At 47.8% G+C, this 26,875-nt stretch carries 23 protein-coding genes; 12 read left to right on the top strand and 11 right to left on the bottom strand.

The annotated features are described in order from the left end of the window. On the bottom strand, positions 1-1,292 hold a 1,292-nt coding region (gene dinB, locus J07HQW2_RS08515), incomplete at its 3' end, for a DNA polymerase IV (protein ID WP_021055047.1). 358 nt (positions 1,293-1,650) lie between these two features. Here dinB and aroA point away from each other — a divergent pair. The 9 genes from aroA to surE all read left to right on the top strand — a co-directional run bounded on the left by aroA (position 1,651) and on the right by surE (position 13,659). Continuing rightward, positions 1,651-2,949: a 3-phosphoshikimate 1-carboxyvinyltransferase gene (gene aroA / locus J07HQW2_RS08510; RefSeq protein WP_021055046.1), complete on the top strand. Its 1,299-nt coding sequence runs from the start codon at positions 1,651-1,653 to the stop codon at positions 2,947-2,949. Positions 2,950-3,135: 186 nt separating this feature from the next. Beyond that, complete coding sequence (gene aroC, locus J07HQW2_RS08505; RefSeq protein ID WP_021055045.1) at positions 3,136-4,287, top strand: chorismate synthase; 1,152 nt, start codon at positions 3,136-3,138, stop codon at positions 4,285-4,287. Positions 4,288-4,525: 238 nt separating this feature from the next. Next, positions 4,526-6,424 carry a 2-oxoacid:acceptor oxidoreductase subunit alpha gene (locus tag J07HQW2_RS08500; protein ID WP_021055044.1) on the top strand — a complete coding sequence of 633 codons (1,899 nt, stop codon included), beginning with the start codon at positions 4,526-4,528 and terminating at the stop codon, positions 6,422-6,424. Positions 6,425-6,426: 2 nt separating this feature from the next. Next, positions 6,427-7,365, top strand: a complete 939-nt coding sequence (locus J07HQW2_RS08495; protein WP_021055043.1) for a thiamine pyrophosphate-dependent enzyme — start codon at positions 6,427-6,429, stop codon at positions 7,363-7,365. A gap of 81 nt (positions 7,366-7,446) precedes the next feature. Beyond that, on the top strand, positions 7,447-7,875 hold the full coding sequence (lrpA1, locus tag J07HQW2_RS08490; RefSeq protein ID WP_021055042.1) for an HTH-type transcriptional regulator LrpA1: 429 nt from the start codon (positions 7,447-7,449) through the stop codon (positions 7,873-7,875). A 754-nt stretch (positions 7,876-8,629) separates the two neighbouring features. Next, a complete protein-coding gene (locus tag J07HQW2_RS08485) occupies positions 8,630-9,868 on the top strand; it encodes a M24 family metallopeptidase (RefSeq protein WP_021055041.1) in 1,239 nt (412 codons plus the stop codon). A gap of 382 nt (positions 9,869-10,250) precedes the next feature. Beyond that, positions 10,251-11,021 carry a 3-hydroxyacyl-CoA dehydrogenase NAD-binding domain-containing protein gene (locus J07HQW2_RS08480; RefSeq protein ID WP_048075206.1) on the top strand — a complete coding sequence of 257 codons (771 nt, stop codon included), beginning with the start codon at positions 10,251-10,253 and terminating at the stop codon, positions 11,019-11,021. Next, a complete protein-coding gene (locus J07HQW2_RS08475; protein WP_021055039.1) occupies positions 11,018-12,652 on the top strand; it encodes a DUF8157 domain-containing protein in 1,635 nt (544 codons plus the stop codon). Before J07HQW2_RS08480 ends, J07HQW2_RS08475 begins: the two co-directional genes overlap by 4 nt. A gap of 206 nt (positions 12,653-12,858) precedes the next feature. Further along, the gene (gene surE / locus J07HQW2_RS08470; RefSeq protein WP_021055038.1) at positions 12,859-13,659 is read left to right on the top strand and encodes a 5'/3'-nucleotidase SurE; all 801 of its coding nucleotides are present in this window, start codon (positions 12,859-12,861) and stop codon (positions 13,657-13,659) included. Between the two features lie 75 nt (positions 13,660-13,734). On the opposite strand, the gene speB is transcribed toward surE, so the two are convergent. The 4 genes from speB to J07HQW2_RS08450 form a co-directional block, all read right to left on the bottom strand. After that, positions 13,735-14,583 carry an agmatinase gene (gene speB / locus J07HQW2_RS08465; protein ID WP_021055037.1) on the bottom strand — a complete coding sequence of 283 codons (849 nt, stop codon included), beginning with the start codon at positions 14,581-14,583 and terminating at the stop codon, positions 13,735-13,737. Positions 14,584-14,598: 15 nt separating this feature from the next. Then, positions 14,599-14,973, bottom strand: a complete 375-nt coding sequence (locus tag J07HQW2_RS08460) for a translation initiation factor IF-5A (RefSeq protein ID WP_021055036.1) — start codon at positions 14,971-14,973, stop codon at positions 14,599-14,601. A 171-nt stretch (positions 14,974-15,144) separates the two neighbouring features. Next, a complete protein-coding gene (locus J07HQW2_RS08455; RefSeq protein ID WP_021055035.1) occupies positions 15,145-16,824 on the bottom strand; it encodes an ABC1 kinase family protein in 1,680 nt (559 codons plus the stop codon). Between the two features lie 11 nt (positions 16,825-16,835). Continuing rightward, entirely contained in the window at positions 16,836-17,207 is a 372-nt protein-coding gene (locus J07HQW2_RS08450) for an Hsp20/alpha crystallin family protein (protein ID WP_021055034.1), read from the bottom strand. A 227-nt stretch (positions 17,208-17,434) separates the two neighbouring features. On the opposite strand from J07HQW2_RS08450, the gene glp reads away from it, so the two are divergent. Both glp and J07HQW2_RS08440 read left to right on the top strand, forming a co-directional pair. Next, complete coding sequence (glp, locus tag J07HQW2_RS08445; RefSeq protein ID WP_021055033.1) at positions 17,435-18,748, top strand: molybdopterin molybdotransferase MoeA; 1,314 nt, start codon at positions 17,435-17,437, stop codon at positions 18,746-18,748. Further along, positions 18,745-20,634, top strand: coding sequence for a molybdopterin biosynthesis protein (locus J07HQW2_RS08440; protein WP_021055032.1), 1,890 nt, complete (start codon positions 18,745-18,747; stop codon positions 20,632-20,634). The genes glp and J07HQW2_RS08440 overlap by 4 nt, the downstream gene beginning before the upstream one ends. A 48-nt stretch (positions 20,635-20,682) precedes the next feature. On the opposite strand, the gene J07HQW2_RS08435 is transcribed toward J07HQW2_RS08440, so the two are convergent. The 6 genes from J07HQW2_RS08435 to J07HQW2_RS08410 all read right to left on the bottom strand — a co-directional run bounded on the left by J07HQW2_RS08435 (position 20,683) and on the right by J07HQW2_RS08410 (position 25,636). Further along, positions 20,683-21,447, bottom strand: coding sequence for an HAD family hydrolase (locus tag J07HQW2_RS08435; protein WP_021055031.1), 765 nt, complete (start codon positions 21,445-21,447; stop codon positions 20,683-20,685). 42 nt (positions 21,448-21,489) lie between these two features. Continuing rightward, positions 21,490-21,765, bottom strand: a complete 276-nt coding sequence (locus tag J07HQW2_RS08430) for a 4a-hydroxytetrahydrobiopterin dehydratase (protein WP_021055030.1) — start codon at positions 21,763-21,765, stop codon at positions 21,490-21,492. 125 nt (positions 21,766-21,890) lie between these two features. Beyond that, the gene (gene hemA / locus J07HQW2_RS08425; RefSeq protein ID WP_021055029.1) at positions 21,891-23,255 is read right to left on the bottom strand and encodes a glutamyl-tRNA reductase; all 1,365 of its coding nucleotides are present in this window, start codon (positions 23,253-23,255) and stop codon (positions 21,891-21,893) included. After that, positions 23,252-23,923 (bottom strand): precorrin-2 dehydrogenase/sirohydrochlorin ferrochelatase family protein, encoded by a 672-nt coding sequence (locus J07HQW2_RS08420; RefSeq protein ID WP_021055028.1) that lies wholly within the window; start codon positions 23,921-23,923, stop codon positions 23,252-23,254. Before J07HQW2_RS08420 ends, hemA begins: the two co-directional genes overlap by 4 nt. Before the next feature lie 98 nt (positions 23,924-24,021). Next, positions 24,022-25,140 (bottom strand): siroheme decarboxylase subunit beta, encoded by a 1,119-nt coding sequence (locus J07HQW2_RS08415; protein ID WP_021055027.1) that lies wholly within the window; start codon positions 25,138-25,140, stop codon positions 24,022-24,024. Positions 25,141-25,237: 97 nt separating this feature from the next. Beyond that, positions 25,238-25,636, bottom strand: a complete 399-nt coding sequence (locus J07HQW2_RS08410; protein ID WP_021055026.1) for a DUF5778 family protein — start codon at positions 25,634-25,636, stop codon at positions 25,238-25,240. A gap of 268 nt (positions 25,637-25,904) precedes the next feature. Here J07HQW2_RS08410 and uppS point away from each other — a divergent pair, with 268 nt between their 5' ends. Beyond that, positions 25,905-26,852 (top strand): polyprenyl diphosphate synthase, encoded by a 948-nt coding sequence (gene uppS, locus J07HQW2_RS08405; protein WP_048075565.1) that lies wholly within the window; start codon positions 25,905-25,907, stop codon positions 26,850-26,852. Positions 26,853-26,875: the final 23 nt, after the last annotated feature.

The raw sequence follows: 26,875 nt of genomic DNA, 5'->3' as shown, positions 1-26,875 counted from the left end.
GACGCCTGTCCATTGCTTCGTGAGTCATGTGGGTATTTATTCGTCTCATTGGTCTCATTCTCAGCGCTGTCAACTGTCGAAATTGAAACAGATGAACGGTCACCATCCCATTCGCGTGCGTTGAGTTGCACCTGATCTGCTGCAGCAAACGAGAGGTTTGAGACCCGAACACCAAGCTTTCGAGCAGCTTCTCCTTCAAATTCTGAAAGAAGCTCACAGGCGATATTAACGACAAGATCTGGGTTTTCGATCGGACCTGATAATGACCGTTCACGAGTATGTACTTCATACGGGGGAATAACAATCTTGATTCCGATTGTTTGATACAGCGCATCTCGTTGGTTAGCTCTCGCAGCAACATCAACCGCGAGTCCACTGATAGCATCTCGTTTCTGTGCTTCATCCTCACTCGCGGCTGCAAAGGCTGATTCCCTCGACAAACTCTGTGGTTTCCCTGTTGGTGTTACATCGCGATCATCATCACCCATTGCGCGCTTCGACAATGTTTCTACCCGTGAATCAAGAATCTCGGTAAGTTGCTCTCGGTCCGCTGCAGCGAGATCCCCTGCCGTCTGAACCCCTAACTCACTGAGCCGATCCGCTGTTACAGGACCAACACCATGAATAGACTCAACTGGAAGCGGGCTGAGAAATGACGCCACAGATCCTGGTTTGATAACGACAAGTCCGTCAGGTTTCTCATGATCAGATGCTATTTTTGCTGTTGACATATTCGGAGCAACGCCAACACTCGCTGGAACGCCCACCGTTCGCGCAATCCGCTGTTTCACATACCGCGCATATCCCTCTGCAAGCGTTCGGTCACCGTCATCGGTCTGATGCCACGTTGTTCGATCAGTGACATCAAGATATGCTTCATCAATGCTTACCTCACGTACTGTATCTGCACAATCATGCAGGATATTCTTGACTTCTGCCGCCACTAACTGATAAAAATCGAGATCAACTGGTCGATAACATCCAAATTGCTCTATTTTTATGCCGTTGTCATCTGCATCATTTGCGTCTACACGCGGTAGCTGTTCAAGCGCTTGCGATATTGGTTGTGCGCTTTCAATACCATAGTCACGCGCCTCGTAGCTTGCTGTTGCAACGGCACCAAATGTCTCTCCTGATTCATAACCCATCCCGACAATAACGGGCACATCTCTCAATGCCGGCTCGCGCAGACGCTCACAAGATACATAAAAGCAGTCCATATCGACGTGAAGGATAACCCGACTTGATGTATCTTCGGAAGTATCAGTACCAGGAAGTGTCTTACCGCGCATTCGAAATCCGAGTCAGATGTCGAATGATATCTTTTCTCAGCATCTATATTATATGATTTGCTTTACTGCTCAACGAGATATTCAATATACGATATGATACTTCAATAAAACTATCGTCATCTTAGGATATCGACGGCAATGTCATTGATATTTTCTCATGGAATAATATGAGAATATCACCACAGGCATAATCACTCACAACAGCCCAAGTGCCTATCATTCAGTTCTAATATCCAGCTATCTACGCACATATCGATACATTTGCTTTCATACTCGGACGATTACTGATCACGGAATATCTTAGATTAAACCGTGCGACGACCGGTAGCATCATACTTCCACCGAAACCATCGACCGTATGGACATCAGTATCTCACGCTCACGCATCCATGGACGAATTCGTGCACCTCCATCAAAAAGTTATACGCATCGAGCTATCCTTGCCGCAGGATACGGTGAGCATGCAGTTATTACCGATCCACTGATTAGCGCAGATACACGAGCAACAATACGCGCAGTTGAAGCATTTGGTGGAACTGTGGACCATGTGGATGAAGATCGCATTGAGATTACTGGGTTCAATGGACGCCCACAGACCCCAACGGATATTCTCAACTGCGAAAATTCAGGAACAACAACACGACTCGTTGCTGCTTGTGGTGCGCTTGCAGATGGATTATGTGTCCTCACCGGTGATGCATCGCTTCGGTCGCGTCCACATGGTCCATTGCTTGAGGCTATTGAGACACTCAATGGACGCGGAGAGTCAACCCGACGGAATGGACAAGCGCCAATCGTCGTCGGTGATGCGCTCCAGGGTGGTGTGGTTACTATCCCTGGTGATATCTCATCACAGTATATTACTGCGTTATTGATGGCAGGCGCTGTGACCGAGGATGGTATCAAAATCACTCTCAAGACCGAATTAAAATCCGCTCCATACGTCGATATTACGATTGAACTGCTGTCAGCATTTGATATCACCGTTAACCGGACCAGTGATGGATTTGCGGTCCCTGGCGGGCAGTCATATGTGCTAGCTGACGGCAACTATGCGGTTCCCGGTGATTTCTCATCAATTTCATATCTGATCGCCGCTGGTGCTGTCGCCGCCACAGCTGATAATACTGTGATTATCGAAGGAGCTCACCCAAGTGCACAGGGTGATAGTGCGATTGTCGAGATTGTTCAATCAATGGGTGGACAGGTAACGTGGGATCATGATGCTGGTGAACTCACCGTCCCAGCAGCGTCATTGAATGGAACTAAAATTGATGTTGGCGATACGCCTGATCTTCTTCCAACGGTCGCAACACTTGGTGCTATTGCTGATGGCGACACCGTAATTGAAAATTGCGAACACGTTCGATATAAGGAAACAGACCGTGTGAGCGCGATGGCAACTGAACTCGACGCGATGGGTGCCTCGATAACCGAAGAGCATGCCCGATTAATTATCCATGGTGGTGACACAACGCTTACTGGAACCCGTGTTGACGGGCATAGAGACCACCGCATTGTCATGGCACTGGCAATTGCTGCACTCGTTGCAGAGGGTGAAACAACAATTACTGGTGGTGAACACGTTGACGTATCATTTCCGTCATTTTTTGAATCACTATCAACTCTTGGAGCGAGCATCCAAACAGAACAATAAGGTCAATTAAACCGGGTTATTCCCCTGGTGATGAGGTTATGATTGATGTAGTTGAAGAGATAATGTGACTGAGAGAGCTTTAATAATGGTTTCAGAGAAATTCTCAGCGCTCACATCCGATCTCAGGATGGGTCACTCAGTCAGTATCTCCAATGTATATATGCCCGGAAATCAAATTATCACATAATGAATGGCAATCAATTTGGCCGTATGTTTCAGGTCACGACGTATGGTGAAAGCCATGGTGATGCGATGGGTGTGACCGTCTCTGGCTGCCCGGCTGGGCTTGAGCTCGAAGAAGCAGACATTCAAGCTGAGCTCGATCGTCGAAAGCCAGGACAGTCGATGATTACTACTTCGCGAGGTGAGCCCGATGCAGTCGAGATCAATTCTGGCGTGCAGGATGGATATACGACGGGAACACCAATCGGGATGGTTATTGAGAACAAAGACGCCCGATCTGGAAAATATGAACCATATGTCACCGCTCCCCGACCAAGCCACGGTGACTTTACATACTCAGCAAAATTCGGAACACGAAACTGGGGTGGCGGCGGTCGTTCATCAGCACGTGAGACGGTTAATTGGGTCGCTGCTGGTGCAATCGCACAAAAAATCCTCACGACATATGGGGTGGATGTAAAGGCTCACGTTAACCAAATCGGAGATATCAAAGCACCACCAGTAACGTTCGAGGAGATGATTGAAAACACCGAAGAAAGCGAGGTTCGGTGTGCACACCCAGAGACCGCTGAGATGATGCGTGAACAGATAGATGAGTATCAAACCGAGGGTGACTCAATTGGTGGGTCGATTTACTTTGAAGCTCGTGGTGTCCCAGCAGGACTTGGTGCACCTCGATTTGATTCTCTTTCTTCTCGTCTTGGCAAAGCGATGTTTTCGATTCCAGCAACCACAAGTGTCGAATATGGTCTTGGACACGAAGCACGCGAATGGCGAGGGTCAGACCGGAATGAAGATTGGGAATTTGACGATGATGGTAACCCAATACCGGAAGGAAACACACATGGAGGATTACAGGGTGGGATCACCACTGGACAACCAATATACGGTGAGGCAACATGGCATGCGCCGACATCAATCCCAAAGGAACAACAAACCGTCGACTGGGAAACGGGCGAGAAAAAAGACATTCAGGTTGTGGGGCGTCATGACCCTGTACTCCCACCACGGGCAGTCCCAGTTGTTGAAGCAATATTGAATATTACTATCCTTGATTTCATGCTTCTTGATGGTCGGATCAATCCTGATCGACTTGATGATAACCCAGGGCAATATGAAACTGAATATCATCCATCAAGTCCTCAAAATAACTAGCTCTATTCTAACTCTCTAGATTATTATATTTCGAACGGTAGCTGAGAGACTTCTGTAAGGATAAGCCTATACTATACACAATAATTACGGCATTACAATATGGTATAAAAACTAAAATTGAATCAATCATTGTCTGTTGATTCCATCATTATTTTTCCTTGGTAATGTATAGCAAAGCCTTTAATCGATTCATACTCGAATATTAACTACTGGTCCATGCGGGCCGTGAGCTTAAATTATGACTGACGACGAACTCATCTGGCGAATCGCAGGTGGCTCCGGCGATGGAATCGCCTCGACAAGTCAGAATTTCGCGAAGGCCCTGATGCGCGCAGGGTTACATGTATTCACACACCGTCACTATCCGTCACGTATCCGCGGTGGTCACACGTATACAGAAGTACGAGTCTCTGCGGACTCTGTGACATCACGTGGTGATGGATATAATTTCCTGTTGGCACTCGGCGATTCATTCGCTCGAAATCCACAGGAAGATGCATATTATGGCGTAGAAGAAGTCAAGCCTCTCTCAGAAAATCTTGATGATCTCCACGAAGGTGGTGTCATCGTGTATGACACAGGGTTGCTTGACGCCGATGATATCCCTAATTTTGAGGAACGCGTTGAAGCAAACAATTGGCATGTTTATGATGTAAACCTCCGAGAGATTGCCCGTGAGCACGGGCGCGAAGTAATGCGTAATACAGCCGGTGTTGCAATCACATGTGCAATTGCTGATATCGACCCGGGAATTATCAAAGATATGATGGCTGATGCGATGCCTGAGAAGATCTTTGAGCCAAATATGGATGTCTTCGATGACGCATATGAGACCGTTGACTCAGAATTTGATGCTGACGTTCCTGATATCACAGTCCCAACAGGAAGTCATGATGAAGAACAGGTTCTTGTTTCGGGGTCAGACGCAATCGCATACGGTGCTATTGACGAGGGCTGTCGGTTCATCTCTGGATACCCAATGACACCGTGGACAGAAGTTTTCACCATTATGTCACAGAACCTTCCAGAGATTGGAGGTGTCTCAGAGCAGGTTGAAGACGAAATTGCTGCGGCAGCACTTGCAATTGGTGCATCACACGCTGGAGTCAAAGCAATGTCAGGGTCCTCTGGTGGTGGCTTTGCATTGATGTCTGAACCGCTTGGACTTGCTGAGATGACTGAAACACCGGTCGTGCTCATCGAAGCGATGCGAGCTGGTCCGTCCACAGGAATGCCGACAAAACCAGAACAAGGTGATCTTGAACACGTCTTATACACCTCACAGGGAGACTCACATCGTATTGTTTTCGCTCCTGCTGACTCTGAGGAAGCATACCACCAGACGCGGCGTGCATTCCAAATTGCATATGAGTATCAGATTCCTTCAATTATTCTTTATGATCAAAAAAATGGTGGTGAACTGCAGAATCTCGATGCCACTGTCTTTGATGAGGAACCAAACCCAGATCTTGGATCAACGCTTACAGAGGCAGAATTAGAGGATGCACCTCACGATCCGTCTGGGAAATATAATCGCTTCCAGCATGCCGGCGAAAACGGAGTTAGTCCACGATCACTACCTGGACAGGAGGGTGGTCGATACCTTGCGACAGGGAATGAACACATGCCTGCAGGTCATATTTCAGAGGATCCAGATAATCGAGTTAACCAAGTCGACCGTCGAATGGAGAAACTCGAAGCGATTCGTGAGGACCTCGAAAATGATGGGCAGACGCGAAATACCCATTACGGTCCAGAGAAAGCGCAGTACGGTATTTTAACATTTGGATCTCAACAAGGAACGGTCAGAGAAGCAATCGATGATCTTGATACCGAAGGGTATCATGTCAAGATGCTCGGCGTTTCTGAACTTGCTCCATACCCAGTCGAAGAAGTATCATCATTCATAGAAAGCGTCGATGAAGTGTTGGTTGTTGAAATGAATGCTTCCGCGCAGTTCCGTGGACTGACCCAGAAAGAGCTTGGTCGGTACGGCGAGAAGCTTTCGAGCCTACTTAAGTACAATGGCAATCCGTTTGAACCCGCGGAAATCGTTGATGGGTTCATTAATAGTATCGTCGAAGATCGAACCCTTCGTGGTAACGAAACTAAATATATTCCAGCAGCGAGTGACTAATTATGAGTGCATTTAGTGCAATTGGTGAAGAACAGGAGCATGACCGTAATGAATACACCCCCGGACTTGAGCCACAGGCTACATGGTGTCCTGGCTGTGGTGATTTTGGCGTTCTTAAGGCGTTAAAGGGTGCTGCAGCCGAACTTGGACTCGCCCCCGAAGAGATGCTCGTCTGTACAGGAATCGGCTGTTCAGGCAAGTTGAATAGTTATTTTGAGAGTTATGGATTCCATACAATCCATGGGCGATCATTGCCAGTTGCTCGAGCAGCAAAAATGGCGAATGATGGTCTTACCATTATTGCGGCAGGTGGCGACGGTGATGGATATGGTATTGGTGGCAACCACTTTATGCACACCGCTCGTGAGAACCACGATATGACATATATTGTGTTCAATAACGAGATCTTTGGCTTAACGAAGGGACAAACGTCTCCAACGTCACCAAAGGGACATAAATCGAAAACACAACCACATGGATCTGCGAAGGACCCAATTCGTCCACTCTCGATGGCTCTGAACGCAGGCGCATCATATGTTGCTCGAACTGCTGCAGTTAATCCAAATCAAGCTCGTGATATTATCGTCGAAGCAATCGAGCATGATGGGTTTTCACATATCGATTTCTTGACACAGTGCCCGACGTGGAATAAGGATGCAAAGCAATATGTTCCATATATCGATATTAACGATTCCGACGATTATGACGTCGATGTGACGGACCGCTCAAAAGCCTCACAGCTGATGTTTGAGACTGAAAATGCACTTCATGAGGGAACTGTTCTCACTGGTCGATATTACACCGACAGTAAGCGCCCATCATATCAACAAGAGAAAAGACAGACTGGTGAACTGCCAGAAGAACCACTCGCAGAGAAATACTTCGATGATGATTATGAGTGGGACCGAGTGTACGACAAATTCCTTGATAAACATAAGTAAATAACTGTCTGTTGTTCAGATAGTCTGATGTTGGTTTTTTGATTCGGAAGTTATTTTTTTCAGCACCCGAAATATGAATGTATGGAAGTCACCTCAACAGAGGGTCGTATCCTTGACGTTCTCGAAGATGATGCACAGGCATCATATTCGGAAATCGCTAAGCGAGCAGACGTTTCAAAGCCAACGGTCCGGAAATATATCCGAAAGATGGAAGAAGAGGGTGTAATCGTTGGATACTCCGCAGACGTTGATCCGAAAAAGCTCTCTGAAACTTCAATTGCCGTTGTTGGTCTTGATGTCGCCTCAGAACTGTACGTTGAGGTGACGCGGACACTGAAAAATCTTGATTCAGTCGAATCACTATATACATCTTCAGGCGATCATATGTTAATAGCGGAGGTCCGAGCGCCGGACGGTGACGCACTTGGAGATGTGATTTCTGAGTCGGTGCTTAATGTTGATGGTGTCACTGCAGCACATCCATCATTCCTGCAGGAGCGACTCAAATAATATCTGCTAATAAACCAATAACTAAATAATATAGTACAAATATAAATAGACTATGCACGCTCGCGTGCGATCCCCTGTTGTTCTCTACAGATAGCAAGGCGAGGCGAGTCCCTCGGGGCTGGGGCTTTGATACCGATGTGACCCAAGAGGATGAAGCCGACATACACCGTTATGACGTCGTCTGACAGATAGACATAGACAGCCACAGACAGCCAGAGACCCTCACAGACGAATTCCCGCTCTTCAGTCAATGCTGACTACGAGAGCGTGGGCTTGGAAATGCGACTCCTCTCACAATCGACCACTGGCGGTGCGACGGGGACGGGAGTTGTCGGGTCATGGTCATGATGGTGGAGCGATCGACTCCCATTCCCACGGACACAGCACAGCGGCTGTTCGGGTGTCAAGTCAACTTACTTCCAGCCGACTCCTCACCGAAAAAGAAAATCTCGGGAGGACTGAAACTCGCCCACGCCTGCGGGTGTGGTGTGACGTTGACTCCAAAACGGCGAAGCCTCGGCTTGGGGCTTGTCCCCGGAGGTACTTCACTATCTGATCTTGTTATTATTCTGCATCACTTAGCTGTGATATGCCAGCTAATGCGCAGATAATTATCATTCGGAGTGTCACGGTCACAGACACTATGATAGCATATGTCTGCCTAAATACCCTGAATGCTTTCTCTTTAACACAACATATACTAAACTAATACGTCCGATTCACTCACAACGCTCCTCACGGACGCATACATATCATGAACGCAAATACAGATACAAATTCGAACGACGACTCCAGCACAAACACACAATCTACTTCCGATCCTGACTTCTCAGCTCTCGATGCATATCTTGACGAGATAGATGCTGATGGCTATCTCGTCAACGCGGATGGGTCAAGTTCTACACAGCGATATCTCTCTGGATTTGACGCGCCTGACCCATTTATCACAGTTTATACGCCTGACACAACAGCGCTCCTTGTTTCTGCATTGGAGTATGGAAGAGCACAAACAGAGAGTCGAGCAGACGACGTTTCGCGACTTGCAGATTATGATTATCGATCAATTGCAAGCGAATACGATGCTACGACCGCCAAAGCACGCGTCACTGCAGAGTGGCTTCAAGAACACGATGTGAAATCCGTTGTGACGCCAGAACGCTTCCCGATCGGACCTGCTGATAATCTCCGTGAACACGACCTTTCGGTTAGTGCTGAGAGTGATGATGTAGTCACGACAATTCGTGCACAAAAAACGAAAACAGAGATTGAGCATATTCGAGACGCACAAACAGCAAATGAGGCAGCAATGGAAACTGCAGCAACGCTCATTGATTCGGCGACCGTCGATGACGAGATTCTATATTACGATAATGAGATACTTAGCAGTGAGCGAATAAAGCAAGCAATTGAAACGACATTATTGCGACATGAGTGTGCGCTTGATGAAACGATCGTCGCCTGTGGCTCTGATGCGGCTGACCCACATAATCGTGGTCATGGACCGCTTCATGTCGACGAACCAATTGTAGTCGATATTTTCCCGCGATCAAAAGAAACGCATTATCATGCAGATATGACTCGGACATTTCTGAAAGGAACACCTGATGAGACGCTCAGTAACTGGTTTGAACTCACACAAGACGCACTTACAACAGCGATTGACGCGATTGAACCTGGTGTTACTGGTAAATCAATTCATAATACTGTCTGTGACATATATGAAGACGCCGGCATATCCACACTTCGGTCCGATCCTACCGCAGAAACTGGCTTTATTCACTCAACAGGTCACGGTGTTGGTTTAGATGTTCACGAACTCCCTCGTGTCAGCCCTGATGGAGGCGAACTCAAGCCTGGACATGTGATTACTGTGGAGCCGGGGATATACGATCCTGCCGTCGGAGGGCTTCGAATTGAGGATCTCGTAGTCGTCACCGAGTCTGGCGCAGAGAACTTGACAACATACCCGATTACACCACTTGGGGCGCAGTAATTTCTAATTAATAGTGCCCCACAAGTTTCGACGACGGGTTTTCTGATCCACTGGAAGGGATGAACTCTGATATTTAGTGCAATATGTGCTGATGCATACTGAGCAATACAAACCGTGATAACCACAAATCAATTGTGGCTGAACTAGGGCGCACTCGCTTACGGGTCAAGAAATCATCAAAACTATAGACCCTTACAGTGAGGCTGTTTAATTCGCCTCAGAGTCATTAGCTTTTATTATCAACTTTGGATGGACACATTCTAGCAATGATGAACGGGTGCATATTTGTGTCAACTACTCGCTTAATTCGGTATTGTTATTTCTCATAATCCAATCGATTCATCGAACTATTTTTGCCGACAGCAACACATAGATTATGACAATGGAGATACTCGTGGTCGGCGCTGGTGAGATGGGTCGCTGGATAGCTCAAACGCTTCTCCAGTCGTTTGATGTCACCTTCGTCGATCGTGACGACGCAATTGCAGTAGCAGCAGCAGAGACAATTCAGCAGAATATAGACTATATTTCATCCGATAGAACCGTCCAGGCTATCACAGGCGAGACGACGGCAACATTCTCAGCTGTTTGTCTTGCTGTTCCAATCACTGTAATTGAATCTGTAATTATCAATCGCGCAGCGCAAGCAGAGCAAGCAATCTTTGATATCACCGGAGTGATGCAGACACCAGTTGAAATGATGCAGACACACTGTCAACATCTTGAGCGGTACAGTCTGCACCCACTATTCGCAGCTGAAAACGCACCAGGAAACATTGCTTTTGTTCCCGATGCCCCTGGTCCGGTTACTGATACTATCATTGACACGATTGCTAAAGCAGGCAATCACATATTTGAAACTACCCCAGATGAACATGATAGGGCAATGCAGACCGTCCAAGCAAATGCACATGCGGCTGTGCTTGCATACGCCATTGCCGCTTCGAATGTGCGTGATGAATTTGCAACGCCTGTTTCGCGTGCACTTGATGACATTGTTACGACTGTGACCAATGGGACTCCCCGTGTGTATCAAGAAATACAGACAACGTTCCAAGGCGCTGATGAGGTTGCAACAGCTGCTCGTCGCCTCGCTGATGCCGATCCTGAAACGTTTGAACAGCTATACATCCAGGCGGGTGAACACATATGATTGATCGTGAGGCTGTCCGAACGAATGCAAAATATCTCCGTAATATCCGCCCTATTGACCCAAATGAAATTTATGAATACATCGAGGACCGACCACACCCAGCAGTTGTTCGCGAAACCCTTCGTGAAGAGGCGTTTGACCTTGGATTGAGAGAACGGGCTGATGGGACATTCGTCCCTGCTCCGACGGATCCTATTCCGGATCCAATGTGGCAACCAGATGTGGTTCCTCGTCGATATGACGATGTCATTGCTGATCATCTTGTGGATCAATTCGGTCCTGAATGGTATCGCGGTGACTCCGGTATGACGTTGCGGTCAACAATTCGCCGGCTTAAAATGGATTATTATCAGCAAAATCCCGTCGAATATGATCAAACCGTCGCGCTTGGATATGCAATATATCATTTTGCTGATTATTATGCGGCAATCGGGTACATTCTTGATGATTTACTTGAACAAGGATGTCTCTCACAAACCCTTCGTATCCTTGATGTCGGAGCGGGAGCCGGTGGTCCAGCAGTTGGTATCCACGATTATCTCCCAGAAAGTAGCCTGGTTGAGTATCACGCTGTCGAACCGTCCGCCGGGGTCAATATACTCACAGATATCCTCGGCAAAACTCGGCGGAATTTCCGAACAACAGTCCATCGTAAGTCTGCAGAGTCATTTAATCCTACTAGCATTGAGTCCATAGACGATGAGCGTCCATTTGACTTGATTCTCTTTGCAAACGTTTTGAACGAACTTGATGATCCATACGTTGTTGCCAAACAGTACTTATCTGCGATTACCAGTGATGGGTCATTCATTGGACTCGCCCCAGCTGATAAGCACACCAGCATTAATCTTCGACATATTGAGCGAATGCTAACAGGTGGGTCATCAACAAATGTGACGTCAGAGCATAATGATGAGTATGTGCGATCTGATATAGTAAATGACCTTCCAGCAGCCACGGCGTCTGATGAGGATATAGACGCGACGGTTTATGCTCCAACACTTCGATTATGGTCTAGGAAAACACCATCAGACCGCGGGTGGTCATTTGATCGTTGTCCGATGATTACAGCACCACCGACACAACAGCGACTTGATGATGCACCACGAACAGTGGATGCATCTGAAACAGCAGTGTCCGAGCAGGCAACTGGTAATTCAGAGACTGCTGGTGACGGGACCTTCCGTAATGAAACCGTTCAGTTCTCATACACGATTATCCGGCGGGATGGAACCACCCGAGCACCCGTTTCCGCTAACCCTCAACGACACGCTACAATGGAAGCAATGGAGACACACGTTACAAACCGGATTGATCTTTTAGCGGTGAAATTGAGTCATGACCTTACTGAGTCACACACACAGCATTCTGATCAGCATAGACGTGGGCAAAGCTATCCAAGTGCAGGAGCTTCTGGCAATGATAATCCTGTGTTCAAAATCGGCGATGGAAGTCAGACAACCGATCATTATGCAGTTGTAACAGTTAGAGACACTCTCACAAAATCGCTTTTCACCGCAGAGTATGGTGCTGTACTCTCATTCGAGAACGTCCTTTGTCTTTGGAATGACGATAAGGGTGCTTACAATCTTGTTGTCGATGATAGCTCTGTAGTTGATATCATCGCTTGACATCTTCTCACGCCTGAAAACATTGAGATCTGATCCTATAATCTGTGCACTACTACCCATGTCTGTGCTAAAGTCTGCAGAAGAATTCCTAGCCCACACTCATAAACACACACTGGCATTCTCGTTGGATATGACTGAGAACTCAGAACATCATAATTAACCGGAGCGTGCGGTACATCTTTTCACTCGCCGTACAGAGTATCAGTATGAGCGAGTCTCTTTCGATTCTCCTGACAAATGATGACGGTATTGATGCTGTCGGCATTCAAGCATTATACCAATCATTCACCGACATTGCAGAAGTTACTGTTGTTGCCCCGACAGACGATCAAAGTGCGGTTGGTCGGCAATTATCTTCAGACGTTACGATTCATGAACACGACTGGGGATATGGAATCGATGGTACCCCAGCGGACTGCGTTGTTGCCGGTGTAGAGGTGCTTTGTCCAGGTGTTGATCTTGTCGTTGCTGGATGTAACAAAGGTGCCAATATCGGTGAGTATGTTCTGGGTCGCTCTGGAACTGTCAGCGCAGCTGTTGAATCAACCTTTTTTGATGTTCCGGCAATGGCAGTGTCGATGTATATTCCCGGCGGTGGCGACATTCCATGGCATGAGCAGGCAACAGAAGTATCAGCATTTGCTGATGCGAGTCAAGTAAGTACATACCTTGCTCGACATGCATTCGATGCTGGTGTGTTTGAGCAAGCAGATTATCTCAATATCAATGCTCCAGTGGCATCAAATGGCGACCCGGCAACCCTCGAAATCACACGTCCTTCGAGGATTTATGATATGACGGCTGAACATGATGACAATGGGACAATAACACTACATGATCGTGTCTGGGAGCGAATGCGAACGAATGATATTCCCGACCCAACCGGAACGGATCGCCGTGCTGTCGTCGATGGACATGTCTCAGTATCACCGTTGACAGCTCCACACACAACAGAACATCATGAGGCACTTGATGCGCTTGCATCCACATATCTTGACTCCGTTTGACATCCTCTCCGCCCTAAAGGGCAGGATCGGGGTTTGAGCCTTATATCTTCCATGAACTTCATCTCACATAAACGGCTACGTTTCATTATCTGTGCGTTGTATTGTCGCCGCGCGATGTGAATAAACAAAATCACGCACAAGCTTCCCAGCGAGACTCGCTGTCTGCCCATCATCGCGATCAGTGACCTCAACAATATCAAACCCAACTGCTGAGCCTGCAGCGGTTCGAACAATTTCTCTTGCATTCTGCGGTGTAATTCCACCAGGCTCGGGTGTCCCAGTCCCAGGTGCAAATCCTGGATCAACCGCATCGATATCTACACTGAGATAACTCGATCGATCACCAATCCACGTGCTCACATCGAATCCTGCGGTAATATCCGCTGGTGATACAATAGTCACATCCGGGGCTGTTGCACGTTCCCATTCAGCCTCTGAACCGGCTCGAGCGCCGATGATAATCACCTCTTCAATCGTATCCATCTCGGTAATATGATGCGTTACTGTCGCATGACTGTCCGTATTCCCATCGTATGTCTGACGTAAATCGAGATGTGCATCGAGACAGACGAATACATCTGGCGTCACCGCATCAACACCTGCCCGGGAAATAGTATGTTCTCCTCCAAGTAACACTGGAAGCGCATCATCACGGGTGATGGTAGTAAGTTCACCATTGAGCCACTCAAGATACTCTGTGGTATCATTCCATGCACGCACATCACCTTCATCAATAACGTCACACGCAGAAAAGTGCAGGTCGGTCCGCCGATCATAGTCATCAAATGGACGAGCGAACTGTCGGATACGATCGGGACCAAATCGAGTTCCTGGAAGAAACGATGTTGAGACGTCCAATGGCGCTCCAATAACGACATATGCAGCATCGTCACGCTCAATGGACTCTCTGCTCCCAGGGAACATTACAAGGATCTATGATTAGACAATTTTTCGCTGTCCTTCATATTCAAGATACTCTATTTCATCATCAGGCGACATATCTTGATTTTCAGGAATCCGCATTGTGAAGGTCTGATACGTGCTTAGATCCATTATCTGTGCATCAGACCCAGTTACTGAGACAACTTGTCCCTGCTTCCGCTCAATAATTGGGACCCATACCTTCGCATCAACCGGCTGTGAAAGTGACCGTTTGCGATCATCAAAAACCCCATTCCCTTCAACTCGAGCCTTTGCACTTCCGTGCTTACCAGGTTTTGCCGTACTGTACGCGTTAATCTCACACGGAGATTCATCCATCATTACGTAACTGCCTTCTTGCAGTTCGCGGACCTGCTTCTGCTCTCTCGGCATAGACTACGGTACTGGTCTAGCCGGTATAAACGGTTTGGAACCAGCGTCAATATTACCATCAGTATAATATGATAATTAGTATTCGACAACATATATCGATAAGATGACGGTTGTGATCTTACAGCGGACATACCGCCATATCATACATGCACAACATCAACTGCGAGTATCTCATTCACGACCGCGGCGTTCTCGCATACTCTGTCGTGTAAATTGTGGCTTTGCCTGAACCCCACGTTTTGATCGAAATGACCGATATAACGCAATGATTACAGGAAGCGTCAATACTGCTGCAACAGCCGCTGGAATTACACTTGACTGATCGAAGGCATAAAGAATCGCTGTTGAGAGTGCTCCCACGGCGACAAATAGCCCATACACAATTCGTCTTGCAAGTCGGTCTATGACACTATTGTCATCTTGAAGTCGAACATCCACAGAAAGATTATCGCGCTCAATCCGGTCAAGCACCCCGTTGAGCTTCGGTGGCACTTCAACAAGTGCCCGTGCCGTATCCTGTGTTTGTGTGCCTGCATCCGAAATGAGCTTTCGGGCTGTCTCTTCATAATATCCTTCTGATTCAATATACTCCGTCGCAACAGAAATAAAATCAAAATCCGGATCAAGTGTTACACAAACACCCTCAACGACTGTTGCTACACGAAGAACCAACGCAAGGTTACGTGGAAGTCTCAGTGGGAATTCATATATTGTTGATTCAACCTGATCAACGATTTGCTGTACACGATACTGCTCAATGTCCTCACCGCGGGCATCAGCAATTGCTAGTTGCATGATATTTCCCATTACTTCCCGATCTGCCTCTGGTGAGAGTGTCCCCATCTCAATAAGTGCATCAAGAATTCCATCAATATCCTGATTCGCAACAGCAACATAGAACTCGATTATCTTGTCCTGAATAAACGGATCAACAGTCCCTGACATCCCGAAGTCATAGAAAATGATTTTACCGGTTTCAGCCACCGCTAAATTCCCCGGGTGTGGGTCGGCATGGAACACTCCATCTCCAATAATCATCTGCAAATACACTTCTTGAAGCGTTTCAGCTAATTTCGTGCGGTTAAGCCCCGTTTCATCCAGTTCCTCGATATTATTGATTTTTGTTCCTGGAAGGTACTCCATTGTTAGCACGCGGGATCCTGAGCGTGATTCGACTGCCTCAGGGATTCGGATATCCTCAACTGACATGAAATTTGACCGAATCTGTTGTAAGATCTGGCGTTCACGGTCATAATCCATTTCCTGGCGAATCGTTTTTGCAAACTCATCGGCAAGATTTTCGAGTGAAAATGCACGACCTTGCCCAATAAATCGTCTAACAATTGGTAATGACCATCTCACAACCCGGAGGTCCGCTTCAACGAGTGCTTCAATTCCGGGACGTCGGATCTTCACCGCGACAGGATCGCCATTGTACTCAGCTGTGTACACCTGCCCGAGGCTTGCTCCACTGATTGGCTCACGATCAAAATTATCATAGATTTCATCAACCGGGCCTAGTTCGTCCTCAATAACGACTTTTGACTCCGCCCACGGCGCCGGTGGTACATCATCTTGGAGACTTGAGAGAACCTCGATATACTCTGTAGGGAGAACGTCTGGGCGCGTCGATAACAGTTGCCCAAGCTTGATGAATGTCGGACCAAGTGTTAGTAATGATTCAAGTAATATCTCAGCGCGTGCTGTCTGCGTCTCGGCGTCAGCACTCCGTGTTCCACCAAAAATGACATATTTCCGTCTATCGCGAGTGTAAGCAACGATTAGCGGGAGGAATTGTCGAATGACAATGAGAAACCGCCAGTACGCTCGAAGATTCACCGCCGTGACCACTCCATCACGTCTTAGACGCCCTCAGGAGACGAGATAGGGATTGTCTGATCTGGAGCAGCATCTCGTTTAGGTAGTGTGATCTCTAAGACTCCACGGTCCATTTCTGCAGACGCACCAGAACCTGTTGCATCAGGTGGGAGCGGAAGATCAACATCTAAAAACAGCGATCGCTCCTCACGGATATAACGAAAGTCTTCGCCTGACGGAAGATTCTTTTGGCGCCGCGCTTCAACAGAGAGCCGCCCTCGGTCGGCGCTGAGCGTTGTTGTGTCAGCTGTCACGCCTGGGAGATCAAGGACGACAAGATACGCGTCCGCAGACTCCAATAGATCGGCGAAAACTGCGGACGGAAGTTCCTGCAACGCATCCCGCAATGGTGACATACATGAATCCAGCATCGGGAGGTCGAAAAAGCCGGCGGTTGACGGCGACGTGAGAGTATGACTCCACCTATGTTGTCACATAGTGCTCTGGTGGTATTCTTAGTGAGTTATCTAGGTGTTCATCATGTCGTAATGTAAGCTACACTCAGATTTAATCGACCCGTCATATTACATTTGGATCTGATATGTCGGGAGAAACTTTTCTACGCGCACCCAGAATATCATCTATGGATGGTACTGATGCCACTGACGCCGCGAACGCCTCTAATCGCCGGTCGTCAGGATTCAAAACCCGAACACAGGTTGCAGAAGCCCGTCGTCAGCTATTAGAGGATATCAGCCCTCATGAGCGGATTGATGATTTATCACTTGGACGGGTAGATAGTCGTGTTCTTGCAGAATCTATCACTGCGACACGAGCAGTCCCAAACTATGAACGTGCTGCGATGGACGGATGGGCTGTTCAGGCGCGTGATACGTTCGGTGCCGGTGATCGTTCACCCAAAGTGCTTCAAGTAGCTGATGACACAGCTGAGTCAGTCCCAGACACACCGGTCGGTCCTGGTGAGGCAGTTCGTGTACACACTGGAAGCGCACTTCCAGATGGGGCAGATGCGGTCGTGATGATAGAGCAGGTGACACAAGTCGGGACCGAAATCGAGGTGTTTGATGCGGTTACTAAGCACGAGAATGTTGCATCTGTCGGTGAGGATGTTTCAAAGGCACAATCACTCTATGATCCAGGTCATCAACTCCGACCCTCAGATCTTGGACTATTGAAATCAGTTGGACACGATCGTGTTTCAGTGTATGAACGCCCGACTGTTGGGGTTATTCCGACTGGTGAGGAGCTCGTTCAATCCGACCCTGGTCCCGGCGAGGTCATTGAGACAAATGGATTGACTGTTTCTCATCTTGCCAACCGGTGGGGTGGTATTACGACATACCGAAATGTTGTTACGGATAACCCAGCCGCACTCCGTGCAGCTATCCAACGGGATTTGACAAAGGATGTTGTTGTGACGACGGGCGGATCTTCAGTAGGGACAAGAGACCTTGTCCCGGAGATTGTTGATACTCTCGGATCAGTGTCTGTGCACGGTGTGGCACTCAAACCCGGTCATCCAGTTGCACTTGGCGTTGTGGAAGGCACTCCAGTGATTATGTTGCCTGGATATCCTGTTGCAGCAATTGTCAATGCGGTGCAGTTCCTTCGACCGATTTTGAAGTATATGGGGCATCTTCCGTGTGAGTCACCTCCAACAACATCGGCTCAGCTCTCACAGAAAATCCCGAGTGAGCCAGGAGTGCGAACGTTCGCCCGGGTTCAACTGGAAGCAACCGTTACTGACACAGACACTGATACCGACGCTGACATTGATAATGCCACATCAACGATAGCGACACCCACGCGGACATCTGGATCGGGAGTGCTTTCATCGGTTGCACTTGCAGACGGCTGGGTAATCGTCCCTGAATCGCGGGAAGGGCTCAGCGCCGGTGAGACAGTGTCTGTTGAACAGTGGGAGTGGTCAACGTGAGTGACCGACGAGAATTTCGTGATCTTGCTTCTCCAGATACCGTCCGTAAAATCATTGATGATCTACCAATCGCAGCACTGTCTGAAACAGTCTCATTGACATCGGCTCGTGGTCGTGTGCTCGCAGAGCGCGTTGATGCTGATATTGACGTCCCAGGATTTGATCGAGCGAGTATGGACGGATATGCCGTCCGTGGTCAGGATACCTTTGGTGCCAGTGAAGCTGCCCCCATTGATCTCGAGCGTGTCGGTGCTGTTCATGCTGGGGAAGCACCAGATATCACAGTTGGATCAGGAGAAGCTGCAGAAATATCAACGGGTGCAGTAATGCCTTCAGGCGCTGATGCCGTCGTAATTGTCGAACGAACACAGGAACATGATGATGGGTCGGCGGTGCGCGTGCGTGATGCGGTCGCACCAGGCGACAATGTAATGATTGCTGGGACTGATGTCGCTGCTGGGACACGGGCATTAGGACCGGGAACACAACTCACCCCACGAGAAATCGGGCTCCTCTCGGCGCTTGGTGTTGAATCGGTGCCTGTTCGTGGACGTCCAACCGTTGGAATTGTTTCAACAGGTGATGAACTTGTCAGACCAGGGTCACCACTGGACACCAGCTGTGGGCAAATATATGATGTGAATAGTTACACTATTGCTGCGGGTGTTGAGGAAGCCGGTGGTGAGACGAAATTATACCCACACACTGGTGATGACTACGACGAGATGGAACGGCTCCTCATTGAGGCAGCCGGCGAATGCGACCTTGTGCTATCCTCTGGGTCGACATCTGCATCGGCAGTTGATGTGATTTATAATGTCATTGAATCACGTGGGAACCTGCGACTTCACGGTGTTGCGGTCAAACCAGGAAAGCCGATGCTTGTTGGCGAACTCGATGGAAGTGCATACATTGGCCTTCCAGGATACCCTGTTTCAGCACTCACAATCTTCCGGACGTTTGTTGCCCCTGCGATTCGATCGGCTGCTGGACAATCGGACCCACAAACGGCGACAATTACGGGGACAATGGCTGTTGAGGAACGGTATACCGAAGGGCGATTGCGATTCATGCCTGTTGGTACTGTCAGTAATGTTGAGGGTGAGACACTCGTATACCCCGTTGATAAGGGATCAGGAGCAACAACATCACTCGTTGAGGCTGACGGCGTTGTTGCTGTTGACCCCAATACAGAGTATCTCGCCGCAGGAGAGTCTGTCACCGTTGAGTTATTCTCACCAGATGTCCGACCACCGACATTGTTTGGCATTGGTGAGGATGATCCTGTCTTCTCCCGGATTCTTGATAACTTATCTAACCCCCGATACCTTGCTATCGGAAGTCGTGAGGGGCGACGACGACTCCGCAATGGTATCCCAGATATTGCCGTTATTGCTGGGGAAGGTAATCGGTCTCTTGATACTGTTTCTCTCGGATCATGGACGAGAGAATGGGGACTTCTTGTCTTAACCGGAAATTCTGCCAATATCGAAGAGCTGGCCGACATCATCCAGATGGATCAGCGATTTATTAATCGTCGAGCTGACTCAGGACTACGACGTGAGCTTGATACAGCCGTCGAGTCACTTGCAGATGATCGTGACGTCTCTCGGCGAAAGCTCATACAATCAATTCAAGGGTACGAACGGGGGGCAAAAGGTGTTGAAAGTCCTGCACGAGCGGTTATACAAGGGAATGCAGACGTTGGATTAGGTCTCCGTATATCAGCGGCTGAACGTGGTCTTGAATTCATTCCGGTTGGTATACAGCAAGTCACTGTAGAGGCTAATCCAGACCGTGTCGAAAAACCAGGTGTTCAGGAACTATCGAATGCTCTTGACTCTAATACAACAAATATTGACTCATACCCAGGATATGAACACTGACACCTATATCTAGCTGTTTATCACACAGATAGATTATTCAGTTTTTCACTACTGAATAGAATTTTGATGTCGTATCAGATCGAGTGAGTCAACGCGATAATCACCAAGCACACACCGACCACGTTGTTCTGGTGAGTGGCGTTCAATATGGAGCCCTGCGAGTCCAGCATTCCATGCAGCTCCAACATCACTGGGTGCATCGCCAGCAAGCACCCCAGCTGTAGGCTTTGATGGGTCTTGTCCAAGCGATTCAATTGCATGATATACCGGATCTGGATCAGGTTTCCATCCTAACTCAGGTGTACAGGTCACGAAGGTATCGAACCAGTCTCCGATGTCAAGATAGTCAACCACCGGTTCAGCAAGGAACGATTGACAGTGTGTCACAACTCCAATAGGGATATTCGCCGCATGTAATTCGTTGAGAAGCACTGCTGCATCGTCGTGGAGATATGTCGCTTCTGCTCGGGCAGTTGGATTTTCGACCTCGTGGAGAGCCGACCAAAAAGTATCTGTGTCTATCCCTAAAGATTGAACCTGCGCATTCCGCGACTCACCAAGACCATGCCAGAGTTGTTCAACTTCATTATCACTAAATGACATCCCGAGTTGGTTGCCGACACGGTCGAACACAGAGCGGGTATACTCCCATTCGACATCAACAATCGTTCCATCGAAATCAAACAGCCAAAAGTCATACTCAGTAGCAATAACCTGTGATTCAGACCGTTCGGTTGCTGTGTATGTAGATGAATCCCGATTTAGCTCTGTGCCATCCTTATCCACAGTAACCTCAAATTCTGTCTCACTCATCATTATCTAGAGTGCGCTATCATGTAATTTCTTAAACGCAATTTAGTATGCCTCGTCAAATCGTGCCGCAAGATCAGTATCGTTCTCAGTAATGCCACCGGCATCGTGAGTCGTGAGACGAATTTCAACCTCACCATATCGAAGACTGATCTCTGGATGATGAAATGCATCTTCAGCGATCTCACCAACTGTTGATACAAACTCAACACCAGAAAGGTACGCATCAAAATCAAATACTCGGACGATTTCATCCCCATCGCGCTCCCATTCTGGTGGTAGGGCGGTTTCGATTTCCTCATCAGACAATAATGTACTCATACAATAAATTTATCTACGATATGCCACCTCAATAATCGTTCGGCTATCATGCAAAGCGAATCTCTGACAAGTAAATTGTGTCAGATACTAACTACTACACCGCTTTGATGAGTAACCTCTGTAACTCAACCATCAGAAATCTTCTCTGCGATGTGATTTGGAACATCATCAGGAAGGTCATCACCCGAAATGTCGCCACGCTCGGCTGCTCGTGGGATATCATCAGGACGATCCGGCTGCGGTGCACTGCCACCGAAATCAGGGTCGAAAAGCGTCATAGCGGTTTGAATCGTCGTCCAATCATCCTCAGCAGCCGCATCCCGGAGACTCTTTGTCGGTGCTGCAAGTAACTGATTAATTAATGTATCCGCCATTGATGTGATTGTCTCACGCTGGCTATCGGTTAATGTGCCCTGTGTCTCCAGTTTTTCAAGCGCTGTTTCAACCTCGTGACGTTTGATATGCTCTGCAGCTTCATACATTTCACTGATTGCCTCATCAGCCCGCTGACGCTTATATGACTCCAGAAGTCGGTCAAACTCCTTATCAATCATCGCATCAACTTCTCGTGCAGCAGCCTGTCGAGATGCCTCTGTTTCCTGTGTGATTGACTCGAGAGCATCAATATCCCGAACAATGGCGTTCCCAATATCGGCAGCCGCTGGATGCACGTTTCGTGGCTGTGCAAGATCAATGATAAATGTCTCACCGGTACCATCAATATCTGCGGGCTTGATGAGATACTCTGCATAGCCTGTCGCGGTCATGATAATTGAAGCCTCATTGATGACTTCTTGCAGAGAATCAAGTGATACCGCATGAGATGCAGTATTAATCGTATCAGCAACTGACTCAGCGTTCTCGATAGTTCGATTTGCGATGACAATCTCAGATACATCAGTCGATCCAAGTGACTCAGCGACTAATGAACCCATTTCACCAGCACCAACAACCAGTGCCTTCCGACCCTTGAGTCCGATTGACTGTTCGGCTAGTCGGACAGCTGCGGATCCGATTGAGACTGCACCTTCATTAATCGAGGTTTCATTTCGTGCTCGTTCACCAACATGAATTGCTTTTGTCACACCAGCATCCAGCATAGGACCGAGTGCACCAATCCCACGGGCTATCTCAACCGCGCGTTTGAATTGTCCGAGAATCTGATCCTCACCTAATACGAGCGATTCAAGTCCGGTTGCTACTCGGAGTAAATGTCGGAGACTTTCCTCATGAGACATTTCAATGACGGCACCATCACGCACGCTGGGTGCAAAATTCGCGAGTGCACGTCGACCTGCAACTGCGCCATCGGCAACAACGTACGCTTCTGACCGATTACATGTTTGAATAGCGAATGATTCGGTGATTCCTTGACGTGTGAGAAGCGTCTCCATAATACTTTGACTATCTCTCTCACCTGCGAGTTCAATCTCTTCAACGCTCGCACGGTTGTGGGAAACTCGCACACCACAGATGACCCCCTTATTCATCGTTCATCTCCCATTATCTTACGTACCACGCGCGTTGCCTCTTGACGTGGATTAATTTCCTCTGTACGTAAACCCTTCCAAACGTCTGGGTCCCGAACGACCGCACGAATCGCATCACGACGAACTGATGGACTACAGTCACGTTCTCGGAGTTCGGCACGAAGGTCGGCAGTGAGGGTCGCCATTGCACCAGCGGATGTAATATCAGTCTCTATTTGCTCTCGAAGATATTTGGCGAGCGCTGGGCTTCGACCGCCAGTTGAAATGGCAACCTGAACGGGACTGTCTTCGACGGTTGCTGGAATCATGACATCATATGCCGTATGTGAGCCGCGATCGTCGTCGGAATTTGCCTCTGATCGGTCGGCGCGGTTGAGAAGAACTTTATTTTCGTGTGTGATACTCGCAATGCTATCGTTAAGTCCATTATCATCTGTTGCAGTGACAACAAGTGCTGGATCCGCTCGTGCAATCCACTCACGGACATCTGGTGGTGATGGTGCGGCGCGAACCAGTTCTGCAGTAGCAAAGTTGTCCTCAGCGAATGCTGGACTAATGACGATGACGGTCGCCTCAGAACTAAATCGGCGTGCTTTCCGAGCCCCGATAGGACCGCCACCAAAGATCAGAATTCTTTGTTCAGTAAAGTCGTGATATACTGGGATCATTCCCTTCTAAACTGTCCTTTCTATATTTTCCTAACAATCAATGTTGAATTATCATACTTTTTCTGAATCATCCATACTCATACATATGATATTCTCTGTTAGGCTGTATTTGCAGTCGCGCGTTCATCGAGTCGAATACCCGTTTTCTTTAGAATCTGTGTTGAAAACAGTGAGTCCCAATCATCATCAGTAACTTCCCAATGTTTGCTCATCCTCTCACGGATCATCTGGATTCGTCTTTCACTTTCCTCAACAGAACGACCATGCGTCATCGCAAAGAAATTATATGACCATACATCCTCGTGTCGCGGTCGATGATAGCAATGTGTCACAAATGGGAGTGAGGCAATCGCCGGACCAACCGCCTCAAGCTGAGTATCGGGGACATCCCAAACCGTCATGCCATTCTCGGTGTATCCAAGTGAGTAATGATTCGGAACCACGCCGACTCGCCGAATCTTGCCTTCGCGATTAAACCGAGCAATCGTCTCAATTACCCATGATGGATCCGCATCAATGGCGTCAGCAACATCGCGATATGGTGTTTTGGTAACCGGTAATCCTTCTTGAATCTCAACAATTAGATCCCGCTCTGCGGGCGTCAGCGTCTGTCGATCTATTGGTTCTGGCGTTGGACCAATATTTGAACAATCAATATCACCATCTTCGATAGGACCATCAACGAGGAACTTTGCCTCAACACGAAATTCCTGTTGTTTTGGCATATTATATGTTTCCTGTCCTGTTTCTTGCTCAATTTCGTTGAGTACCCTCTCAACCTGCGTGGCATCTGCGACGCTCACGACAAACCACATATTGAGATGCGGGTGCTCACGTTCGTAATTATGTGCGACCTCATGATGATCGTTTACTGCCTCGGCAACTGCATCAAATCGACTCTGAGGGGCATGCATTGCGACTAATGTTGCTGTCCCTCCGATCTCTTCTGCATTTACCAGTGCACCAAAACGACTCAATACGCCATTATTATTGAGTGTCTGAATTCGATTTAATACCCCCTCTGGTGCAATATCGATGCCCCGATCCGCTAAAGCGGCTGCAGCAAATTCAAACGGCTGGTCAATGACTGGAAACCCACCCTGAAATCCATTGATAATAGCGCGATCTACTGTTGACAGCGTGATATCATCCGTCTTATCAGACTCTTCACCATCCTCAGCGGTATTGCTACGTTTATCCTCCTGTGTTTCAGTCATGTATAAATTTCAACGTTCAGTGGTCATAAACACACATACATCAATTAGTAATTCAAAATATAATATAAACGGAAAGTGATGCTATGATCAGCCGTAATTATGGAACTGTCGTCACATCAGTTACATGTTCAATTGATTCAAGATCATCTGCGACAGCTGCTTGCGCTGGTCCGGATTTATAATAGAATACAAGATCGAATGTTCCCTCTCGAAGGAGCTGTTGACATTCCCATACAAATGACTCATCGTCAATTGTCAGTCCTTGAAATTGATTTGAAGCAAATTCTGAGGAGTCATTCCCAGCATAAATGTATGTATCTCCCTTTCCAGCATGACCTGCGAGACAGTCATTAATTGTAACAGTGAGTTCTTGCATCTCAAGATCCTCCTCACCAGCGAGATTCGTATGCACGATTGCTCCTACGAGCTCAACATCTCCAGGCTTGATGAGAGCCATCGTTCGCTGATAAAGATCCTCATCTATAGAATCGGTCATGATAAGATGTACGAGTCCATAAAATAAGTATCACTCGCACTTCAACAGCACTCTGATTTCATACATGCTACCGTCAGATAGAGATATTCGAACCGTTAACCGAGTTTATTTTTCTTGCTGATATATTGCTCTGATAATATACTGATAAAGATTTCGTCTCATCCACTTCAGATGCTAGATTTCATTTTGAATCAGTACACATGAGAACATCGTTCTTCAAATGAATAAAACAGAAGACACATATGAATCAGTATCATTCCCTGTGAGTATGATTTGGCGTGTCCGTGGTGTTATACAGCGCGCCTATGAACGAGCGCTCCGGCGTCAAATAACAGAAGGACCAACACACGTTGCGATTATCCAAGATGGAAATCGCCGGTATGCCAGAAAACAGGGTGATGATCCGCATAAAGGTCATCATGAGGGCGCACAGACAACAGAACGAGTCCTCGAATGGTGTGAGGACCTTGGAATCGAAGAGTTGACGCTGTATGCATTTTCAACAGAGAATTTCAATCGTTCAGATGCAGAATTACAGCCACTTTTTGATCTTATTGAATCGAAACTATACGAGTTTGCCGACGCAGAACGAACACATGAAAACTGTGTCCGAATCGGCGCTATTGGGGACGTTGAGCGACTTCCACAGCGAGTCCAGACAGCTGTTAAATACGCCGAATCACAGACCGCTGGATACGATGATTTTCGTCTTAATATCGCATTAGCCTACGGTGGTCGCTCTGAACTCCTCCGTGCTGCTCGTAGTGTGGCACGCGATGTCGATGCCGGTGAACTTGAGCCATCCACAGTTGATGCCAAAACGGTCGAGAGTCGGCTCTCAAGACATACAACGCGCGATGTTGATTTGATTGTCCGAACAGGCGGCGATGAAAGAACGTCGAATTTCCTCCCATGGCATGCAAATGGAAATGAGGCAGCTGTGTACTTTTGTGCGCCGTATTGGCCTGAATTTTCAAAAACAGACTTCCTGCGAGGTCTTCGCACATATGAGTCGCGAGAAGAATCATGGCGACAATCACGCACTGAGCGTGCTGTTGCACTTGTCAGAGCTGTCGCTAAGACTGAGATTGAGGATGCACGTCAAGTCGCCGGACGACTCCGAAAGCAACTGTCTGCCACAGGCGCTCGTGAGGTAACCGCTGAACTCTCCAGACAACGTGACTCTCCAGCCGATTCAACTGACAGTGCCGATTAACACATATTTCCATCAACAATCAT

The organism is Haloquadratum walsbyi J07HQW2 (genome assembly GCF_000415985.1).
GTDB classification, from domain to species: domain Archaea; phylum Halobacteriota; class Halobacteria; order Halobacteriales; family Haloferacaceae; genus Haloquadratum; species Haloquadratum walsbyi_B.
Note: the sequence above shows the minus strand (reverse complement) of the source record. Positions and strands in the feature narration are given on the sequence as shown.

Excerpts from the sequence above, each read along its gene's own strand:
- J07HQW2_RS08460 (WP_021055036.1), bottom strand. The coding sequence starts at position 14,973 with ATGCCGAGAGAGCAGAAGCAGGTCCGCGAACTGCAAGAAGGCAGTTAC.
- aroA (WP_021055046.1), top strand. The coding sequence starts at position 1,651 with ATGGACATCAGTATCTCACGCTCACGCATCCATGGACGAATTCGTGCA.
- J07HQW2_RS08435 (WP_021055031.1), bottom strand. The coding sequence starts at position 21,447 with ATGAGTGAGACAGAATTTGAGGTTACTGTGGATAAGGATGGCACAGAG.
- J07HQW2_RS08485 (WP_021055041.1), top strand. The coding sequence starts at position 8,630 with ATGAACGCAAATACAGATACAAATTCGAACGACGACTCCAGCACAAAC.
- J07HQW2_RS08430 (WP_021055030.1), bottom strand. The coding sequence starts at position 21,765 with ATGAGTACATTATTGTCTGATGAGGAAATCGAAACCGCCCTACCACCA.
- J07HQW2_RS08410 (WP_021055026.1), bottom strand. The coding sequence starts at position 25,636 with ATGACCGATTCTATAGATGAGGATCTTTATCAGCGAACGATGGCTCTC.
- J07HQW2_RS08500 (WP_021055044.1), top strand. The coding sequence starts at position 4,526 with ATGACTGACGACGAACTCATCTGGCGAATCGCAGGTGGCTCCGGCGAT.
- J07HQW2_RS08420 (WP_021055028.1), bottom strand. The coding sequence starts at position 23,923 with ATGATCCCAGTATATCACGACTTTACTGAACAAAGAATTCTGATCTTT.
- J07HQW2_RS08450 (WP_021055034.1), bottom strand. The coding sequence starts at position 17,207 with ATGTCACCATTGCGGGATGCGTTGCAGGAACTTCCGTCCGCAGTTTTC.
- glp (WP_021055033.1), top strand. The coding sequence starts at position 17,435 with ATGGATGGTACTGATGCCACTGACGCCGCGAACGCCTCTAATCGCCGG.
- J07HQW2_RS08480 (WP_048075206.1), top strand. The coding sequence starts at position 10,251 with ATGGAGATACTCGTGGTCGGCGCTGGTGAGATGGGTCGCTGGATAGCT.
- J07HQW2_RS08495 (WP_021055043.1), top strand. The coding sequence starts at position 6,427 with ATGAGTGCATTTAGTGCAATTGGTGAAGAACAGGAGCATGACCGTAAT.
- lrpA1 (WP_021055042.1), top strand. The coding sequence starts at position 7,447 with ATGGAAGTCACCTCAACAGAGGGTCGTATCCTTGACGTTCTCGAAGAT.
- J07HQW2_RS08415 (WP_021055027.1), bottom strand. The coding sequence starts at position 25,140 with ATGACTGAAACACAGGAGGATAAACGTAGCAATACCGCTGAGGATGGT.
- speB (WP_021055037.1), bottom strand. The coding sequence starts at position 14,583 with ATGTTCCCTGGGAGCAGAGAGTCCATTGAGCGTGACGATGCTGCATAT.
- uppS (WP_048075565.1), top strand. The coding sequence starts at position 25,905 with ATGATTTGGCGTGTCCGTGGTGTTATACAGCGCGCCTATGAACGAGCG.
- J07HQW2_RS08475 (WP_021055039.1), top strand. The coding sequence starts at position 11,018 with ATGATTGATCGTGAGGCTGTCCGAACGAATGCAAAATATCTCCGTAAT.
- aroC (WP_021055045.1), top strand. The coding sequence starts at position 3,136 with ATGAATGGCAATCAATTTGGCCGTATGTTTCAGGTCACGACGTATGGT.
- surE (WP_021055038.1), top strand. The coding sequence starts at position 12,859 with ATGAGCGAGTCTCTTTCGATTCTCCTGACAAATGATGACGGTATTGAT.
- hemA (WP_021055029.1), bottom strand. The coding sequence starts at position 23,255 with ATGAATAAGGGGGTCATCTGTGGTGTGCGAGTTTCCCACAACCGTGCG.